Genomic DNA, 19,511 nt, shown 5'->3' on the forward strand with positions numbered 1-19,511 from the left:
ATATGGACCCCCAAATTCTTTATGAAGATAATCATCTTTTTGTTGTTTGCAAGCCTGCAGGAATTTTAACGCAACCTAGTGGTACTCAGCAAAAAAATTTAGAAGACATTTGTAAAGTCTGGCTTAAAAAAACTTATAATAAGCCGGGCAATATATTTTTAGAAGCTGTCCATCGTTTAGATAAATCTGTAAGCGGCATTGTAGTTTTTGCACGCACGAGTAAAGCTCTTAGCCGCTTAAATGCTGCACTACGCCAGCAACAATTTCGCAAAGTATATTTGGCAATTGTCGAAGGCCTTCCTGAAAAGCCGGTAGATACTTTAGAGCATTACCTTTTGCATGATGACTATCAAAGTCTAGTAGTTTCGAGCAATAGACTTGGTGCAAAATTATGTCGCTTACATTATCAAGTTCTTAAGCATACTAACCAGGCTTCTTTAGTGGAGGTTGTTTTGGAGACGGGCCGCTACCATCAAATTCGTGCTCAGCTAGCTGCCATCGGAAAACCTATTGTAGGGGATGCTAAGTATGGAAGTCAAAAGCCTTGTTTTTCTCCAGGTATTGCTTTACATCACGCGGAGTTAATGTTTCCTCATCCTACTTTAGGAAGGTCTATTACCCTACATGCAACCTTGCCCGAAGAGATGCTTAAGCTTTTGTAACCAAGCAGCATAATCAGCTTTAAGAAGAAAAAACTATAGATTGCAGACAAGATGGGCGGAAGGGTACCTAGATAAACCTAAAATCTTAAATTTTACTTTTCTCTTCTGAAATGTCTGGAAGTGGCGGAATGGTTTTCATGACGAGCTCTAATGCTTCATATTCTCCTAACACGCGGTCAATGTTTTTTATAATAAGAGAGGTATCTTGGTGGGTGGCTACTTTAGGATTTTTAAATAAATCTTTCAAATCTTGAAAAGGCTGCATAAGAATCTTCACGTTAATGCTTTTATCTTGAAGGAAAGTAGATTGAGTAATTTCTTCCAATCCATTGATAAGGCTAAAAAAGGGATCTTTTAAATCCAAAGAGGTGTATTCAATCTCTTCTAAGATAGTCCTACTTATTTCTAGAAGGGTCAGGCTGGCTCTAACACCAATATCAGGTAAGCCCTGGTTTATCGCTGCCTTCGCATGGCAGCTTAGAAGGCGGAGAGGATAGCTGGCCAAGGTTAAATCAAATCTTGCACAATGAAGAATTATTTTTCCCCATACTGTTACTAAGGTAGCAGCTACTTGCTCAAGCTTTTTTGCCAAAACTTTTTCATTAATAAGTGAGATACGTTCAAAGATATAATACAATATATAGCTAGTTTTATCGTGCATATCTGAATTTTTCTCCCGACTATCGGTAGCCATATGTGCTATCCTTTTAGAGGAAGATAGGAAGTTTCTTATAATGTTTGGCATGGCTTGTAAAGCATGGTTGCAAACAGTTGCATTCATTTTATGAGTAGATATTAAAGCTGTTTCGGTAAGTGCCTCCACAGCTTCGCAAAGCTCTGATTTTCTATCATTTTGGATGCTTTCTTTGGCTATTTGGGTGAATAAAACCACCTGTTCCAAAGGATTTAAATAAGTGATGAGTCTTTTTAAAAGCGTATAATAAATATCTAGGGTGATTCCTAAGCTAAAAACCCAGAGAGCTAATCGGTGGCTCTTTTGCAGATAGTTTAGCCAGAGGGTATCTAAGGCAAGCATGTAGCTTAACAGAGCGAAGAGCACTATCCAGCTATAAATACCTAAAAGGTATTTATCTTTCTTAAATAAGCTTAATAAATAGGGGGTGGAATTTTGCCCAGCTTCTTGCAGAGGTATTAAACTGCCTGCCATTGTCAAACAAAAGAGGACAAAGAAAGCCGTTCCTATGATCAATAAGAGGCAGCCTAGTAAATTTTCATTTGGCAGGCTAACTGGCGTAAAAGGAGCAAAAAGTATAAAGAGGGCGGCGAGTGCAGAAAAAAAAATTCCGATCATTGGATACCTTTGTGAATTTAAGCGAAGGTTATCATAAACCTAATTTTTGTGTATCTATTCTCAAAAAAATGGATGAATAGCTTTTTCTTTTTAGCATGCTTTTATTTTCGAATAGCATTTTATAGCCAGCCATTTCCACAACTAAATTAATTGATTGCCTTTTTAGCATGAATAGTGGCCTTTGGACAAGCTCTTACGGTGATATCATTCACATTAACTTACAAAGGCATCTTCTTTTACAACATATAATCTAGGGATTTACAAGGAGGTTAATGGAAAAAAAGCAATTGTAGAGGAAGGATGGGAGGGGGAGAGCCTATCTTCTCTTCTGCGTTAGAGCCCCCTACAGAGGATAAAACACAGGTGCTAGCACTAATACATCTTTAAGAGATTTTAATAAATATTTTGTTTGGCTTGAAAATTAAATTGCTGGCTATTATTATTTGTGGTAGATATAGTTATTATTTATTCAATAAGGTTAACTAAGGTAATTAAATGTCAATTTTCTCAACACAACCGATATTTCAAACGTTACCAATAACAGAGCCAATGGCTCAAACATTAGCAAATAGGCCCCTAGTATTTCAAACGTTTCCAAAGGCAGAATTGATATCCCAAAGCTTACCGAATGCAGAGCTAATATCCCAACTGTTAACAGAGACAGCATCAATAGCTCAACCCTTGCCGAAGGTACAGCTGATATCTTCATTGTTACAAGAGACAGAGCCGATAGTGAATGCAGAGCTAATATCCCAACTGTTAACAAAGACAGCATCAATAACTCAATCCTTGCCGAAGGTAGAGCTAATATCTTCATTGTTACCAAAGACAGAGCCAATAGTGAAGACAGAGCTAATATCCCCACTGTTCTCCGAGATAAAACCCATGCCTTTAATGTCAGAAATGGAGTGTCCGTTTGCTTGGAAATCCGAAAGCTACTCCTTAATCAAGCTGATCCAGTTGTTACCTTCGGGCGCTAAGCTTCCAATGAGTTTTACTACTAAACGATCCTCTAAAGTTTTAGGCTATATCCCTATTATTGGGACTGCTATGGGGATTTTTCGAGTTTATAAAGGGATCCAAGAGTATCGTTTTTTTAATACTATACACTTACATTCGCTAACTATCCGAAGCTTTAAATGGATTGCAAGAGGAGTTTGTGAAAGTATTCCTATCCTTGGAGGTTTAATTTGCCTAATTATGGACGTTATATCTACGATATTGAGCAAAAATAGTTCGCATATCCTTTTAAACTTTAAAGATGAAACGCCTTGTGGATATTGCCATGCATGTGGTTATTGCAATTGCTAAAGCTATCTTATGATTATTTTATCTTAAATAGTGTTAATGAAAGTGCAATCCTACCGACCAAGAAGCCTTATTTACATGTTTTTAAGCTGCTTCTTATGTAATCCCATCCTTTACTTTATAGTGTCACTTTGTAAGTAGAGCGGGGCAGGTTTTAGAGGAGCCGGTATACAAACTTAAGATTTTTGAGCCAAGGATGTCTCCCTATTTGCTGATACCATGGCATGGTTCAATAGAGGTTAATTTGGTCGAATGATTTTCTTTTTCGATCCCGATCCTTCAAATAAAGGCCTCCCTAGGATCTTAAAATAGCCCAAGGAAATTTATCTTAAAAAAAAATAACAAGTCTTGCGTGTGGAAGCTAAAATCTTCATTCGGTGGGGTGTTAAACCTTTTCTTTATTCAATTTAGCTCTTCTAAAAAATGCTTCGTGAAATTTTTTGCCACCTTTCTTGTTCCCTAATTTGTCGATAGCATATATACACGGCTAATAACTTCTGAGGCTTATTGATATAAAAATTTTAAAATGAAAGTTAACCCGCTGATTTTACAGGTGTGATTTAATATAAAAACAATAGGCAGCAACAAGCGTCGAGAAAACCTTTGCTTAAGAATCAACTCTCCTCAGATTGTTATGATATTAAAATTTTCATTTACAGCAGCTGCAGAGCTACTTTTTCCTTTCTTGATTTGAAATAGGCAAGCTTGCTAGCATTTGATGAATGTTATTAAAAATTGAGAAAAATAATGTCTAATTCTAAGGTCCTTACGGCCATCCGGCAAAGCATCCAGGCAGTTGAAAAGCTTTTATTACCTCATAATCAAGCTTTCCTGCAGCAGGCAGCTTCTTTAATTGCCGAGTGCTTTAGTCGGGGAAATAAACTGATTATTGCCGGAAATGGTGGTAGTTTATGTGATGCCGCACATTTTGCAGAGGAGCTTACAGGAGTTTTTCGGCAGACACGACCTGCTTTGCCAGCTCTTGTTTTGTCAGAGCCTGGTCATCTTACTTGCGTGGGAAATGATTTAGGTTATGAAAATATTTTTTCTCGGGGGATAGAGGCGTTGGGAAAGCCTGGCGATATATTTGTTGGCTTGACCACTAGCGGAAATTCTTTGAATATTGTTAAAGCTTTTGAAGCAGCTCGCCTCTATCAAATGCAAATAATCGCCTTCTTAGGAAAGACCGGCGGGCGGTTAAAAGGTATTGCAGATTTAGAAATAATTATTGATGGATTTGAAACCTCTGATAGAATTCAAGAGGCACACATGGCAGCTATCCATATCATCATTGAATTGGTAGAAAATAGGCTTTTTTATTCTTCAGCATCCGCTTTAGGTAAATAAAAGTATTGGCTCTTCATAACCCTATAATTTATGATTTAAACTTGTATGTTAAAAAAGCTAGAGCGCTATTTGGTTGATCTTATTCAAGGTAAAAAGCAAGGGGCTTTGGCTTTTATAGCTAAAACTTTACTTAGATTTCTTAGCTGGATTTACCAACTGATCATAGCTGGCCGCAATTGGGCGTTTGATCAAGGTTGTTGTAAGCAGTATCATGCTCCTGTGCCCGTGGTAATTAGCATTGGCAATATTGTGGTGGGAGGGACTGGTAAGACCCCCGTTACCTTGATGGTGGCACAAGCTTTTTCCAATGATTTTACTATTGCTATTTTATCGCGAGGTTATCGTTCTAAAGCCGAGCATCTTCCTTTACCTGTGATTTTAAGTTATGGCAACGGACCTGTACATCCTGCAGCTTATTGTGGGGATGAACCTTACCTTTTAGCTCAGAATTTACCAAAAGCTCATATCATTGTTGGTAAAAACCGTCAGCAATCCTCCAGAATGGCGGTTAGGGCAGGAGCCCAGCTAATTCTACTAGATGATGGTATGCAGCATCGTAAATTAGCTCGCGATTATGAGATTGTAGTCATTAATGCTTTAGATCCTTTTGGCCAGGGGTACTTTCTACCCCGTGGCTTCCTGCGCGAAGCTGTTTCTTCTCTTTCCCGTGCAGATTTGATTGTTCTTAATCATCTACAAGATAAAGAGCAGTTTCAGTTAATAGCAAAAGAGATTCGTAAGTTCTCAGAAGCTCCTTTAATAGCCACGAAAATGGAAGTTGCAGAGGTATTGGATTTACAGGGACAGCCATTAGCGGAGCTAGTAGGAAAAAAGGTCGGAATCTTTTGTGCAATCGCTCATCCTGATTATTTTTATCAAACTGTGAAGCAATTAGGAGCAGAGCCTGTGGATACCGAATTTATGCTAGATCATTTAACTTTTACTACTGAAAGCTTAATCCAATTTTGTGAAAGAGCTAAGGCAAAGGGAGCGGAGTGGATCTTATGCACGGAGAAAGATAGGGTAAAACTTGATGAATTAGCTCTAGCTGGCCAGCCAATCGGTTGGTTAAAGATGACTTTAAGAATTGTTGAAGGAAAAATTCATTGGGAGGGTTTTATAGAAAAAACCAAACACTACATTAAGCGCAGGATATAAATTTGAATCTTTAGCTTTCCTAAACCCTAGCTTAATGGATATTCATTAAATCCTAGGCTTTATTTAAAAAGATCAAGAAATATCGGTTGCTTTTTAAGCTAGCTGGAGAGCTTGCTAAATTAAAAAACCAATATGCATTTTTTGGCTGTTTAAAGGATATTTGCATCTTATCTTTTAAATTTTTCGTTTCGAGGGTAGTCCATAAGTAGCTCTAATATGCATAGGCAGCCAGAAGCGGCAAGAAGCTCTTCTAATTATATGCTTTTAAGCTACTTCTTATGCAATCCCCTACTTTATAAAGCCTTTATCGTTAAGTAGAAAGACAGCTTCCAGAGGGTTAATAGGTCGATTAAGTTTTTTAAGCATATTACATCGTTTAAAAATAATGTGCTTGCGAGCAACTCTTTATGTAATCATATACCTGATAAAAGGTGGTTCAAGAACGTATTATTAAAAAACAGCTTAATTTTTTTCATAATCTTTTAAAGAGAGATCTCTTCAAGCGATAGGAGCGTAGCATATACCATATGATACTAATTAGGCTAAGAACTGTCCACACGATCAAACGAGGAGTATTGAACCAAGGATAGGGCTTTTGAGGAGGGGTACCCCACCGAGGCCCTGGCGGCCATATAATCCAATCAGGAGCGCCTTGTAAATTAGCTTCTGGTACAAAGCCAAAAACGCGGCTATCGGCGCTCATGGCATGATTGTCTCCTAAAGTTAGATAGTATCCTTCAGGAATTTTTAGGCCAAAAGTTTCAATAAAATCTTTATCTAAGGAGCCATCTTCTTTTAAAGGAGCTCCATGATCCTTGAAAGCAATATAGGGTGCAGCTTTTGAAGCTCTTTGTTCGCGCACTTTCTCATTTTTGTTAAAGGCAAGAAGGTAAGGATCTTCTGGCATAAAAATGGGCGCCCCTAAGGTGCATAATGCTCCGTCCCTAAAATAGGCATAACGGGCAGGATATAAAAATGGGTTAGCAGCTGTAGGTTCATAATGAGTGCTCATTTCCATGCCAAGATTGTATAGTAGCTGAACATGAGCAGGATCACGACTGTAAATAGGGTGGTTTCTAGGAAGTTCCCAAGCCAGGCTTGCAAGGCCTATTTGATAGGCAATACCATTGTAGAACTCATAAGTGCCGTTAGGGATTGTCGGCATTAAAGGGCTATCCTTAGCTAAGCTAGAAGAATTGTAGCTATAGCGTGTAGCGCGTCCTTCCCGCACGACAAAACGAGCCGTATACATAGTGTTCATTAAGACATCGATATGTTTTTGAGATAAAGGAATGATTGTTGTAAAAGCACCAACCAGTGGCTTAATACCCAAGCGACTTTGTTGGAAAAGCGTTTCCGGGTAATTAAGGCAAGGCGTATGCCGCATTTCTAAATAAAGGAGACCTTGGCTAACTTCATCTTTATTAAACAACTTGTGATCCGTTAGCTGCTGCTGATTTAGAAGACGAGAGAGCGCAAAATTGCGAAATCCCCAAAAATCACTATAGGTCTTGATCTCCTGATGAGGGATTCCTGAAGCAAGGGGCTCATCTTTAATCCATTCTTTGCCATTGTATATTTCGCCAATTACCTGATTGGAAGGGACGATAGTCATACGACCGATGGATTGGTGCATTTGATTAAAAACAAACTGATTTTTTTTCGGACGCGTCACTAAACCTTCTAAGTAAAAAAAAGGAATATAGCTTAAATCTTTTATCCAAGGGCTATTACGTAGCTCTACCTGATCTGTTTTATTCTTATCCATTCCGTAAATCTTACCGCCATAAAAATAAACCGTATCTCCAGGCTTAGCCATACAGCGTTTAATATAGCGTTTTTTATAAGGAAAAAGCCATAGGTAGTGAGAGTCAGTGTCCGGCAAATCAATATTATCCCCTGAAAAAATTACGATCCCGGTTCTTTGTACAAGAGAAGGATCAAAATAGAGATGACCTGTCGTAAAAGGGGTGTTAATACCAAAACTTGTTTTGCTAACTAACACGTTATCTTGTTCTCGAAAAGTAGGTCGCATCGAACCTGTGGGTATTTCATAGGCTTCAAATACTAGCTGGCGTAAAAGGGTGGCCATCAATAAGGCGACGAGGATAACTACACTAAATTCTCGGAGGTATTCAAATAGGGATTTTTTTAAAGTTACTTGGTTATACGTTTCTAGGATATGTGCCAGCTTACTAGCTTCTTCTTTATTTTTTTGAAGAAGGGCTTGATCCAAATTCTCTAAAAGGTTTTCTAGGGTAGCTTTTTGCTCTAACGATAAGACCTTATGTTTTCTTTTGTAGCTTTTACAGCCGGCTACAAGAATGGAGCGGGATTTGCTAAGAGTATAAATTTTCATGGAATCCCTAATTTTTTAAAGATTAGCATCGTAAATAAAATGCTCACCAAAAGCAAATATAAAAATAAGAAGGCTTCTAAATTTTGCGAGCAGCGCCTAAACTTCTTTTTTTTGTATGCTTTTTGTACGCTTTATGCCCTAAAAATAGAGAGCTAGGAGGACTAATTCTGTGGAAATTTTGTTTAAAAGGTGTGTGTAAAAAGTTTCTTATAACGAAAATTGCAACAAAATTTTGGAAAAAATGTCAGACTAAAAAATACAAGAAAAGATAAATAAGCGTTTGATTATAAATGAAATAAGAAGAAGTGCGGGTAGATTGTCGGCAAGAAAAAAATTCTAAAAATAAAAAGTGGAAAATGCTTGGTTTTTGTTGATAACTTAGCCAGCTTTCCTTAGCGGCCTCTCTTTGGCAGGAGCTCCTCTACCATGCACTCCTTTACCGCTGTCAATAATGTGAATTTTGGCTTTCCCGATAATTCCGCTGACTTGTAACCAATAAGGAAAATAAGAAGGATAAATACCCGCTACTTGGGGTAAATAAATTTCAATGATTTTGCCCGATAGTTCACTACCATCTTTCGGCCAAAAAGCGCGCCATGCTTCAAAACTTATCCCTGGGATGATCTTTCCTTCGAAAATTAATTTAGGTTGCCAGTAAGGTCTCCTATCGCTAGCTTGAGAAGGAGGAGGCGGCCCTACTTTCCTCCGTTCTTTAAGGGGAATATTATAAAGTTTTAAATTTAATAAAGTGGATAAAAAATTTTCTCCCTCCTGGAAGGTATACCATCCGTTTTTTGTATAAGAAAAATATTCAGATATATGCCCCGAAGTAGTATCAATCACATATCGCACCCAGGATGTATGCCCAGGAGCATTTTGTTCAGCCCACTTTTTCCATGAAAATCCTTCTAATTGAATGCTTTGGCTAGGAACCGTAATCTCTTCTAAAGAAATTTCATGGGAGGCAAAAGTGTCGATAAGTAAAAAAGTATAAGTTTTATTTTGCAAAGTAACAATATAATCCCCAGAGTTTGCTTTTCTCAATTTATCTTTTAAATAAAGCTCTTGCCCATTTAACTGAAAAAAATAGCTGCAAAAGAGGAAGATTAAAAAACTGTAAAAATTTTTATGCATACTTTTCCTAATTAATCAACTTATCCTAGAATATCTTATCTTGCTTTAATTTTTAACGGTAGAATAAAACATCTTAAAATTTGTATGCTAAAATTGTTTATTTGAAAGCCCATTAAATGGAGGAAAAATAGGTTTGCAACCGTATAATCAATCTGTTGGCTTATTCACAGATCTATATCAGCTATCTATGTCTTATGGATATTGGAAAGCTGGCCTGGAGCGCAAAGAGGCCGTATTTCAACTGTTTTTTCGCCGTGCTCCATTTCAGGGGGGATTTACTGTTACAGCAGGGCTTGAAGCCGCCATAAATTTTATAGAAAATTTTCATTTTGATTCTAGCGATCTCAGCTATTTAGCAAGCTTAGAAAATCCTGAGGGAGCACCTGCTTTTCCAAGTGACTTTCTAGAATATTTATCTAAGATGAGGTTTTCTTGCCATTTAGATGCAATACCTGAAGGTACTCTTGTTTTTCCCTATGAGCCTTTATTGCGCATTCAAGGCCCCTTAATTCAATGTCAAATTTTAGAAAGTCCCTTACTAAATTTAATTAATTTTCCTACTTTAGTAGCAACTAAGGCCGCTCGAATGCGTGTTGCCGCGCATAATGACCCAATATTAGAATTTGGCTTAAGGCGAGCTCAAGGCTTCGATGGCAGTCTTACAGCTAGCCGAGCAGCTTATATAGGGGGATGTGATGCAACCTCAAATGTTTTAGCAGGAAAATTATTTGGCATACCGGTTAAGGGCACTCATTCGCATAGCTGGGTAATGGTATTTGATGATGAATTAGAAGCTTTTAAGACTCTTGCCCAAAGTATGCCCGCTAATAGCCTCTTTCTTGTAGATACTTATGATAGCCTTGAAGGAGTAAAAAAAGCTATACAAGTAGGCCAGTGGCTAAAAAGCCAAGGTAAAACCTTCCATGGTATACGCCTAGATTCAGGAGATTTAGCTTATTTAAGTCATACGAGCCGAAAGATGTTAGATGAAGCCGGTTTTTCTCAGGCAGTCATTGTAGCAAGTAATGAATTAGATGAAACCCAAATTAGTGAACTTAAATATCAAAAGGCGCCAATAGGGGTATGGGGAGTAGGCACCCAATTAGTTACTTCTTACGATTACCCAGCGCTAGATGGTGTTTACAAGCTGTCGGCTTTGCGCGATCCTGAGGGGCCTTGGAAATATAAATTAAAATTATCCGAACAGATGATAAAAATTTCTAATCCTGGGATTTTGCAAGTGCGCCGTTTTCGCAATACTAGTTCTTCTCCTATTGCTGACATGATTTATGATATTAATATGCCCGTGAGCCCTGAACCTTGTCTTATTAACCTTAAGGATTCGACTGAACAAATTGCTCTAAAAAAAGGATTGCAAAGCGAAGAACTGCTAGTGCCTATTTTCCGCCAAGGAAAATGTGTATATCAATTGCCTAAGCTAGCGAAAATTCGTGAAAGCACTCTTCAAGAACTGGAAAAGTTTCCTAAACATTCTAAGCTTTTAAAACACCCTTGCCCTTACCTGGTGGGCATGGAGAAATCTTTATATGCATACAAAAGTCAAGTAGTTAATCACATACGCCACCAAATTTGTCAGGACTCTCTCTTTACTAAAAAAGGTATAAAAGAGGAATAATTTATGACAGCTTTGCTGATTATCGATGTTCAGAACGATTTTTTTCCGCATGGAGCTTTAGCTGTCAAAGAGGCTGAAAAAATTCTCCCTAATCTTAATAGAATTATACGCTATCCTTTTGAGGTAATTGTAGCTACAAAAGATTGGCATCCTCTCGATCATGTGAGCTTTGCCTCTTCTCATGGAAAAGAGGTAGAAGAGGTGATCAATATAGGTGGTTTAGAGCAAGTTTTATGGCCTGTACATTGTGTGCAAAATTCGGTAGGAGCGCAATTTTCTGCAGGCTGGGATGATCATCGAGTACAAAAAGTGATTTATAAGGGCACGGATAAAAGAATGGATAGCTATAGCGCTTTTTTTGATAATGGAAGAAGCAAAGCTACAGAATTACATAAATTTTTACAAAGCAAAGGAATTAAAAAAGTTTTTTTAGTAGGGTTGGCTACCGACTATTGTGTGAAATACTCTGCTCTTGATGCTTTAAATTTAAATTATCAAGTGTATGTAATTATTGATGCATGCAAACCTGTTAATTCATTGCCGGCAGCTGAAGAAAAACACTTAAATGAAATTCGGCAAGCGGGTGGCTCTCTTATTTATGCAAAAGATGTTGTTAAAATATTAGCTTTGAGCTCGCAGCAATAGCAATAAAACATTAATTAAAGGCTGCAAAGCATCCTTGATTAAAGCTGAAAAAGAACAATTACTAATATTTTATAAAGCATTTCATCTATCGATTGATTTTTTTTTAATAATTAAATATATTAGATTTCGTTATTAAAGGTTTCTGCTTAAATTTATAGGTTGAAGAAGTATGACTAGAGGAAATATGACAGTGTCTACATTTTGCAGTTGGCTTCATTCTAATCCTCTCAATAGCCTTATGAATAAAATCTCTAAATGGGAGGAGAATGGGGCAGCTGGACGAGCGCGCGCTGCTAATTTGGGGGTGCTTGCGCTGGATCTTCAAGGAGTCTTTTTTAATACCTTACGTTCCCCCTTACTAGCTCTCATTGTGCCTGCCTCCTCTATGTTATCAGGGGGAGCCTCTCTTGCGCGGAGAGCAATACCTTTAACAGGATTAGATCGCCCAGCTGCTACTTTTCGACGCAAATGTATACGAGTTTTACCTATTGTTGTTTCTCATTGCCCCAATGCTAGAGACCTAGGAAGAAGCATTCTAAAGGTAGTTAACTACAGCCTTGGCTTTTTTTCTTCTCTGATTGTAGGCTTTGTTTCGGTTAAGACTAATTTATGGATCCATCATCAGTTAGGCTTGATTTGTGATCCAGAGCTTGCTAAGCAAAAGCGCAAGAATAAAGTTATCATGCATCTAAAAAAGGTGGAATGTACAAAACCTTATAGAGAAAAAATCAGGAAGAGGATTGATAAGCATACGGAAGAGAAGCTAAGAGAGTATCTGTTAGCCTCTTCATCTGCTATCAAAGAGGGGATAGTAGGTAAAAATCGGCTGTGCTTAGCTATCGAGGAAGCTACAAAGAAGAAACGTGAAGAAGCTAAAATTGATTACGAAAAGCAACGAGGTCGAGCTTTAAGTTCAGCTGAATTGGATTTAATAAAAGCTAAATATTGGAAGAATTTAAACGCTCCGTTCATATTTAAGGAAGAATTAGCGTCAGATTTTTACCCATTTTTAACTTACTATTTTAATTGGAGAAGTGATGGGAGGGTAAAAGATCAACCTTTCGCTTTTAAGTCCCTTAGTCTTTATCATGCTTATATGGCTGGCTATTATCGCTGGAATCTTACTCCTGAAGAAGTTAGTCAGACTATAAGCTCAATTATTTCAATTCGAGAGATGAAAAAGGCTAGGGTAGAAGCTACCCGAGACACTTACTATACCTTATATTTTCATACTATCTTGAAAGAGCAGAAGTGTATCGATTATGATCGAAAAATTGAGAGAGCTTTACAAGCAAAAGCAGAAGAGCTAGGCAAAAATTTATCTGCAGACGAAATTGAGGCAATCGATCAAGAAATAAAAGCATTTATTAAAACACAAGAGACGCTTCTAGAGGCGGCTCGCCGTACTAACCAGAATTTATCAATTGCTTATATTCGCCACATTATCGAGAATCAAGATTATGAGTTTAATGAGGCTGCACGCCAAGAATTGGAAGATTTTGCTTTGCAGGCAAGCCATCATCTTAAGCAAAGAATGACTGCTGCAACCGCAGAAGTAGTAAAGCGTCTTAGAAGGGCAAAAGATCGAAAAGATTTTTCTTCCATTGAGCATTTTTCTAAATTAAAAGATATAGTTACCAGGCAATTGAAACGTCGATTTATCAGCCCTTCTTCTAAAAACTCAGCATATGACCTAAAGAATGATGAAACAATCGACCAGGCGATTATGGAGTCAGCAAAAAATGCTGTAGAGTGCCAGGTTGAAAGTAGATTAGCTCAAAGTAATACCCAGTCACTGTCTAGTAAGGATAAAGAGATATTAAAAAAACATCATGAGGAAATTGAAGTTCCTAGGCTATATGAGCAGCTATGGTTAAGGAAGTCTAATAACTTTTCCCTCTTAGAAAATATACGCGAGCAAGCTTTTCATAAAATGATGAAAAAGATGTATGAAAGGTCAGATGGTAAAAGGGTACTATTTAAACAGTGGATAAAAAGAGCAGACTTGCCCAAAGGCCATGAAAACAATTTGTCTATAGATAATAAAGCTATTCTCTCTGATAAAAACTATGCCGATATCACTATTATTTTATCTAATAACGACGATATAAATTCTGCTCAAATAATCTTTAAGGGTCATGAGCGCATAAGGAATGCTAATGCTGAGTATATGGATGGACCTCTTTCAACCATAGAGTTTACATTTAAAGAGCTAGAAAAAGAATTAAGGCAAAACAAAAAAGTCTTTAAAAAGGTAGCTGCTAGATATAGGTCTAATAAGACGCGCATTCGAGAGACATACCTTGGAGTAAATGGGATTAATTATCAAGAAGAGCGCTATCAAGCTCTGCATCTTAAGCAGCAGTGTGAGGAGCATAAGCTTTGGGAGGTTTTTGGTACTTTAATTGACAAAGAGGCTGAAAGAGAAAGAGAAGTTGAGACGTTGAAAACACTCTTGAAAGAAGCCGAGCGAGAAGTTAATAAGTATAAAGGAGAGCATACTGATGTTGCTAGCCAAAATGATAGGCATCAAATTCAAACTAATTTGAATGAGTAGAGGCTTATCACTTATTTAATAGAAAAGAGGGCTAAAAAAGAAAAACTGTCAGAAATTGTAAGCGATCACGGGTAAGCCTAGCTTTAAATGTGATTATGCGGGTATTTACAAAGTCAAAAATGCTTGTAAATAGCTATTCTCTATTTATTGCACTTTCTGCCTTACATTATCTTCTGTGGATTAAGATTTTAAGCAGCTTTGTCTCCTGTGATCGCTTACCAAAAATTGCTAAAGTAAAATAATGGTGTTTAAACAAACTCCCTTTGCCCAATCTAAAAAAGAATTACCTTTTAGAACATATTTCTTTTATCAAAACATGAATTTTATTGAGCATATGTTTGCATAAAGAATGGCTCAGCAGCATATAAATTAGCTCGCAAATCTTGCAGAGAGCAAAAGGAAGATCTGTTTTTTTAGCTTCTACAGCACGGCCGTCCCATGGCTAGAGATCAGATTGCTCTACCAATTTGCAGAGAAGTAATTTCGCAAGATAAAAAGTGTAATATAATTTATGGGCTCTTGAGGATAGAGAATCCATGCGGTTGAGATGCCTAGAAGAAAAGGATAATCTACCTTATTCCTATTAAGCACTTTTATTATGGCAGAAAATTGATTCCAAAAAGCCTACAGCTCTTTTATAGAATATAGGGCCTCCTGTTAAGCTGTTATTTTTAGCTTTACCTTTCAATTGTTCATTCCTTTCTTGTTTTTATTAGAACTTGCCCTTCATTTTTTTCCATGCTATAAAATGCTTAATAAAAACGGAAAGGCGAGTATGTATAAAATTTTTTTATGGGCACTGATTGGAATAATATTGGGCACGGCTCATCTTCCTCTTTTTGCAGAAGAAAAGGCAGATAAAAAAGAGGAAGAACTTATAACCTCTTCTCTTAAAGAAACAATTTCTGAAACTAAACATCAAATAACAATTAATAATATAGCAATCCCTTACAAAGCAATCGCTGGAAACATCCTGCTTAGGAATGATCACTCGAAGCCGAAAGCTACTATTTTTTATATTGCTTATTTTAAAGAAGAGGTTTTAGAACCAGCTAAACGTCCTCTTATTTTTTGTTTTAATGGAGGCCCAGGGTCTTCGTCTATATGGTTACATGTAGGTGTTTTTGGACCTCGCCGGGTCCTTCTAAGCGATGAAGGAGAGGGCCTTTTTCCTTATCAAGTGATTGATAATCCTCATTCTCTCTTAGATGTAGCGGATTTGGTATTTATCGATCCGATCTCTACAGGCTATAGCCGTGTGACCTCTGGAGAAGATGCCAAACAATTTCATGGAGTGGACGAAGATATTGAGTCACTGGGTGAGTTCATTCGTCAATTTATTACGCAATACGAAAGATGGAATTCTCCTAAGCTATTAGCAGGCGAAAGCTATGGAACGACGCGTGCAGCAGGATTAGCAGGTTATTTGCATGACGAGCTAAATATTTATCTAAATGGGATGATTCTTATCTCGTCTGTATTAAACTTTCAAACGCTCAATGATTATAATGAAGGGAATGATCTTCCTTACCCCCTTTATTTACCTACTTATACAGCTACTGCATGGTATCATAAAAAGCTAGGGGAAAACTTACAAAGAGACTTAGATAAAACATTGGAAATGGTTAAAGACTTTGCTTTAACAGATTATACCTCGGCTTTAATGAAAGGAGATAGTTTAAGTGCCCATGAGCATGCTAAGATTGTAGCTCAATTGGCTGATTATACAGGATTATCGCCTGAATTTATCAAAAAGGCTAATTTGCGGATTAGCCCGCAACGCTTTTCCAAAGAATTATTAAGAGCTCATGGTTTGATTGTAGGGCGTTTTGATTCTCGCTTTAAAGGAGAAGCCTTAAATCCATGTAACGATTATCCTAGCTATGATCCGAGCTTTGATGCAATTGCAGGAACTTTTACAGCTGCCTTCAATCAGTACATTAGAAAAGAGCTTAAGATAAAAAATGATCAAGAATATAAGATCTTAGCAAATATTCATTCTACTTGGAATTATAGTAAATATACCAATCAATTTTTAAATATGTCAGCTGCGTTGCGTAACGTAATGACCCAAAATAAAGCTTTAAAAGTATTTGTAGGAAGCGGCTACTATGACTTAGCTACCCCTTTTTTTGCTACTGACTATACTTTTAATCATCTACGGCATGCCTCAGACTTACAGAGTCGGGCCAGTATGCATTATTACCCGGCTGGGCATATGATGTATGTTCAAAAATTTTCTTTGATTAAAATGAAGGAGGATATAAGCCAATGGATGAAAAAACTATAGCGTTATCACAAAAACTAGGGGAAGCATGATTATTTTATTACCATCTTGCATAAGTATTTCATCTAACTCATAAGAGGAAAAAGCTTTTTTATTTTAGGGTGTTAGAGCTTTTTCTATGCTAGTTTAGGAGCTTTATTGCCGAGATTACCTTCGTAAGAGTTTTTATATCTTACTTTTACTTTAAGATAAAGCAGCTTCCTCAATTACAAGTGTCTAGTTTAAAAAACAACTAGCTTACTTCCCTTCCTTCAGAAATGAGGCAATTTCCTGAAAGGTTAAATCTCCTCTTAGAAGAAATTCTTCTATGTTGGTTGTATCCTAAGGAAAATCTATTAAGCTGAAAAATTTGCCCTATCTCCAGGAAATATTGGTAAGATGGTTATTATCTGAGTTAAGGCATTGCAGCTTCGATAGCTGTCCAATCTCTGGAGGAAGGGAGGTAAGCTGATTGTTCTAGAAGAGCAATTGCAGTCGCGATAGCTGTCTCATCTCTATAGGAATAATGGTAAGCTAGCTGCTGTTTAAATGAAGATGTTTAACCTGAGATAACTGACCTATCTCTATAGGAAGGGTGGTAAGGAGGTTGCCACTTAAGTGGAGCTTTTACAGCTTGGATAGCTGCCCGATTTCTGCAGGCAGACTGGTGAGCTGGTTATGATTTAAGCAAAGCTTTTGCAGCTGAGACAGTTGCCCGATTTCTGCAGGAAGGCTGGTGAGCTGATTTTGATTTAAGTAAAACTCTTCCAGCTGAGATAGTTGCCCGACTTCTGTAGGCAGAGCGGTGAGCTGGTTTTGATCTAAGTAAAGCCCTTTCAGCTTGGATAGCTGCCCGATTTCTGCAGGAAGGCTGGTAAGCTGGTTTTGATTTAAGCAAAGCTTTTGCAGCTGAGTCAGTTGCCCGATTTCAGTAGGCAGGGGGGTGAGCTGGTTTTGATTTAAGTAAAGCTTTTGCAGCTGAGTCAGTTGCCCGATTTCTGCAGGCAGGGCGGTGAGCTGGTTTTGATCTAAGTAAAGCGTTTGCAGCTGAGATAGCTGCCCGATTTCTGCAGGCAGAGCGGTAAGATGGTTTCGGCTTAAGTAAAGGATTTGCAGCTGAGATAACTGGAATATTTCTGGAGGTATAAAAGTCAAGCCTACGCTAGATAAGCCTGCGCTAGATAAATATAAAGTCGTGGTATTTTTACAATTTTCCTCAATCCAATCTCTAAGTAGCTCTCCTTTTTTCTCTAGAGGCAAGTGCTTAATTTCTGCTCGGCTCAAGTATTCTCTCCCACCAGGAAGTTTTTTCCAAAGTAAAAGGCGATTAATATTTACAAGATAGTAAGAGTAATTAGCCAGCGTTAAGCCTTTTTTTTCTTCTGTTTTCTCTTTAGATTCTAAAGGAGAAATAGATTTAGATAAGGTAAAAACTTGTTTAAAAGATAGATAGACTTTTTCAGTAGAGGTAGGTACATGATTGAGTTGATAAACTTTAGCTAACATAAGAGTTTGCTGGGTAGTAGCATCTCCCCTTGGGAAATGAAGCTGTGCTATTTTTTTATAAAGAGAAGGCATGAATTCAGTAGCTAGCAGATGATGCCATCTCTTACAGACACTAAATAAGGAAGGAACTGCGCAAGCCTCTAAGATAGGGAGTAGCAATTCATTGGGTAAGCTTTCAATAGAGGCTGAAGAGATATGATGCATTTTATTTCCTGGGGTAGTAATAACTTTTTCAGTATTTTTATTTTTTAAAGACAATATAAAAAAATTAAAAAGCAAGTCAAATCAATTCGAATCCTTATCACCCGGGGGGGGGGGGCTGTTAAGCAAAGAGCAAGCTACTGTGCTTTGTAGGCGATAGCTAGATATAGAAGGTTGTTGCTTAGCATATATTTAAGTTTTTTTACAAACTTATCTAATTGGCGTTTAGCATCGCTTGGACATGAAAACTCTTGCTGTAGGAGCTTAATAAAGGCTTTGGCTTCTTTTTCACTATCCTTGTTGTAGGGCTTCTTGCCTTGTAACCCATGTAAAAAATTTCTGATGAAAATGTAGTGTAGCGATGGGTAGAAAATGCTTACTGGCAATATTTTGTGGATATGACTTTTGGCACCAGGCGCCACCTATCCTACTTTTTTGGTTAACATGAGGTATGGGATAAGGAAATAGTTGGAAAAATGACCTTTAACTCGCAAATATAAAAGTGGGTGACTATTAAAGTTGCATGTGACTTAGGCTTAATTATCCCCTGCAAGGAAGGAGACTAAAATAGCTAAAGTAATAAAAAATTTATTATCCACACCTTTCTGATTGCGAATATAAATTTTAAAATATAAGGTAAACAAAAAGGGAGGAACTGATGGCACGCTTTATATTTAGCTTATTCCTATGGGCGAGTACCTCTTTATTTGCTCAGAATGAATTGCCTCTTGCTTCTACGGAGATTAACAATTTTTTACATTCTTTTGATGTTGCTTGGAATACGCATAACACAAAAGCTTTAATGTCTTTATGGAGTACCCAAGGAGATTTTATGACTCCCCAGGGACGCTGGATCATGAATCCTACCCAACTTGAGAAGCACTTTGAATCTGGAAAGCTTGGTTTTTACGGAAAAAGTACGATTAGTCAATCGCTAGATGCGGCTCGTTTATTAAATCTTGAGCTTGTAATAGTCGATAGCACAGTCAGATTGAATAAAGGGGATAAAAATGATCCTCTTAACTCGGTTTTGCAGCATGCTGTGTATATTTTAATAAAGAATAAAGAGCAATGGAAAATTTTAAGCCTTAGAATGTATCAATTTCAGCCTCAGTCTGTCGAATGATTATAAAACCTCTTGCATTAGAGCATCAACCTCTTCTTTCGCCGATTTGGCGAGATCTTTGCGTAACCTATGACTTGCGTTTTGCCGAGTATAGCTTCGCCAATGCTTTTTTATACGCTTTTAAATTACTCCTTACACAATTAGGCATACGATACAGCACATAAACTTTTCATTCTTTTTTCTTGCAGACATACTTTTCTCCAAGAAGCTATTGCCATCTTTTCTAGTTCTTTATAACCCCGATAAATACGATTAGACCAAAAATGGCTACGCAAGTAATGCCATAAGTTTTCA

At 37.5% G+C, this 19,511-nt stretch carries 14 protein-coding genes; 9 read left to right on the plus strand and 5 right to left on the minus strand.

Features of this window, described 5'->3' with window-relative positions; all coding sequences use genetic code 11:
- Positions 1 to 2 precede the first annotated feature (2 nt).
- A complete protein-coding gene (locus tag NEOC65_RS08360; RefSeq protein ID WP_166154551.1) occupies positions 3 to 662 on the plus strand; it encodes an RluA family pseudouridine synthase in 660 nt (219 codons plus the stop codon).
- Positions 663 to 747: 85 nt separating this feature from the next.
- Here NEOC65_RS08360 and NEOC65_RS08365 read toward each other — a convergent pair whose 3' ends face one another.
- Complete coding sequence (locus NEOC65_RS08365; protein ID WP_213156245.1) at positions 748 to 1,974, minus strand: hypothetical protein; 1,227 nt, start codon at positions 1,972 to 1,974, stop codon at positions 748 to 750.
- Positions 1,975 to 2,859: 885 nt separating this feature from the next.
- Between NEOC65_RS08365 and NEOC65_RS08370 the strand changes: the two genes are divergently transcribed.
- The 3 genes from NEOC65_RS08370 (at position 2,860) to lpxK (ending at position 5,787) form a co-directional block, all read left to right on the plus strand.
- Positions 2,860 to 3,285: a hypothetical protein gene (locus NEOC65_RS08370; RefSeq protein ID WP_213156246.1), complete on the plus strand. Its 426-nt coding sequence runs from the start codon at positions 2,860 to 2,862 to the stop codon at positions 3,283 to 3,285.
- Positions 3,286 to 4,029: 744 nt separating this feature from the next.
- Positions 4,030 to 4,629: a D-sedoheptulose-7-phosphate isomerase gene (locus NEOC65_RS08375; RefSeq protein WP_166154557.1), complete on the plus strand. Its 600-nt coding sequence runs from the start codon at positions 4,030 to 4,032 to the stop codon at positions 4,627 to 4,629.
- A 45-nt stretch (positions 4,630 to 4,674) separates the two neighbouring features.
- Positions 4,675 to 5,787, plus strand: a complete 1,113-nt coding sequence (gene lpxK / locus NEOC65_RS08380) for a tetraacyldisaccharide 4'-kinase (protein ID WP_213152110.1) — start codon at positions 4,675 to 4,677, stop codon at positions 5,785 to 5,787.
- Between the two features lie 472 nt (positions 5,788 to 6,259).
- Here the strand turns inward: lpxK and lepB are convergent, their stop codons facing one another.
- Both lepB and NEOC65_RS08390 read right to left on the minus strand, forming a co-directional pair.
- Positions 6,260 to 8,146, minus strand: a complete 1,887-nt coding sequence (gene lepB / locus NEOC65_RS08385; protein ID WP_213156247.1) for a signal peptidase I — start codon at positions 8,144 to 8,146, stop codon at positions 6,260 to 6,262.
- Positions 8,147 to 8,524: 378 nt separating this feature from the next.
- On the minus strand, positions 8,525 to 9,280 hold the full coding sequence (locus tag NEOC65_RS08390) for a hypothetical protein (RefSeq protein ID WP_213156248.1): 756 nt from the start codon (positions 9,278 to 9,280) through the stop codon (positions 8,525 to 8,527).
- A gap of 133 nt (positions 9,281 to 9,413) precedes the next feature.
- Between NEOC65_RS08390 and NEOC65_RS08395 the strand changes: the two genes are divergently transcribed.
- From NEOC65_RS08395 to NEOC65_RS08410, 4 genes are all read left to right on the plus strand, one after another.
- Entirely contained in the window at positions 9,414 to 10,916 is a 1,503-nt protein-coding gene (locus NEOC65_RS08395) for a nicotinate phosphoribosyltransferase (protein ID WP_249299137.1), read from the plus strand.
- A 3-nt stretch (positions 10,917 to 10,919) separates the two neighbouring features.
- Positions 10,920 to 11,561 carry a bifunctional nicotinamidase/pyrazinamidase gene (gene pncA / locus NEOC65_RS08400; protein WP_213156249.1) on the plus strand — a complete coding sequence of 214 codons (642 nt, stop codon included), beginning with the start codon at positions 10,920 to 10,922 and terminating at the stop codon, positions 11,559 to 11,561.
- A 184-nt stretch (positions 11,562 to 11,745) separates the two neighbouring features.
- Complete coding sequence (locus NEOC65_RS08405) at positions 11,746 to 14,118, plus strand: hypothetical protein (RefSeq protein WP_213156250.1); 2,373 nt, start codon at positions 11,746 to 11,748, stop codon at positions 14,116 to 14,118.
- 775 nt (positions 14,119 to 14,893) lie between these two features.
- A complete protein-coding gene (locus NEOC65_RS08410) occupies positions 14,894 to 16,408 on the plus strand; it encodes a S10 family peptidase (protein ID WP_213156251.1) in 1,515 nt (504 codons plus the stop codon).
- A 603-nt stretch (positions 16,409 to 17,011) separates the two neighbouring features.
- Here the strand turns inward: NEOC65_RS08410 and NEOC65_RS08415 are convergent.
- Positions 17,012 to 18,094 (minus strand): F-box/LRR-repeat protein, encoded by a 1,083-nt coding sequence (locus NEOC65_RS08415; protein ID WP_213156252.1) that lies wholly within the window; start codon positions 18,092 to 18,094, stop codon positions 17,012 to 17,014.
- A 134-nt stretch (positions 18,095 to 18,228) separates the two neighbouring features.
- A complete protein-coding gene (locus NEOC65_RS08420) occupies positions 18,229 to 18,513 on the minus strand; it encodes a hypothetical protein (RefSeq protein ID WP_166157596.1) in 285 nt (94 codons plus the stop codon).
- A 236-nt stretch (positions 18,514 to 18,749) separates the two neighbouring features.
- On the opposite strand from NEOC65_RS08420, the gene NEOC65_RS08425 reads away from it, so the two are divergent.
- Positions 18,750 to 19,217 (plus strand): YybH family protein, encoded by a 468-nt coding sequence (locus tag NEOC65_RS08425; RefSeq protein WP_213156253.1) that lies wholly within the window; start codon positions 18,750 to 18,752, stop codon positions 19,215 to 19,217.
- The last annotated feature ends 294 nt before the right edge of the window (positions 19,218 to 19,511 follow it).

The sequence above is a fragment of the Neochlamydia sp. AcF65 genome (assembly GCF_018342435.1).
GTDB lineage: Bacteria > Chlamydiota > Chlamydiia > Chlamydiales > Parachlamydiaceae > Neochlamydia.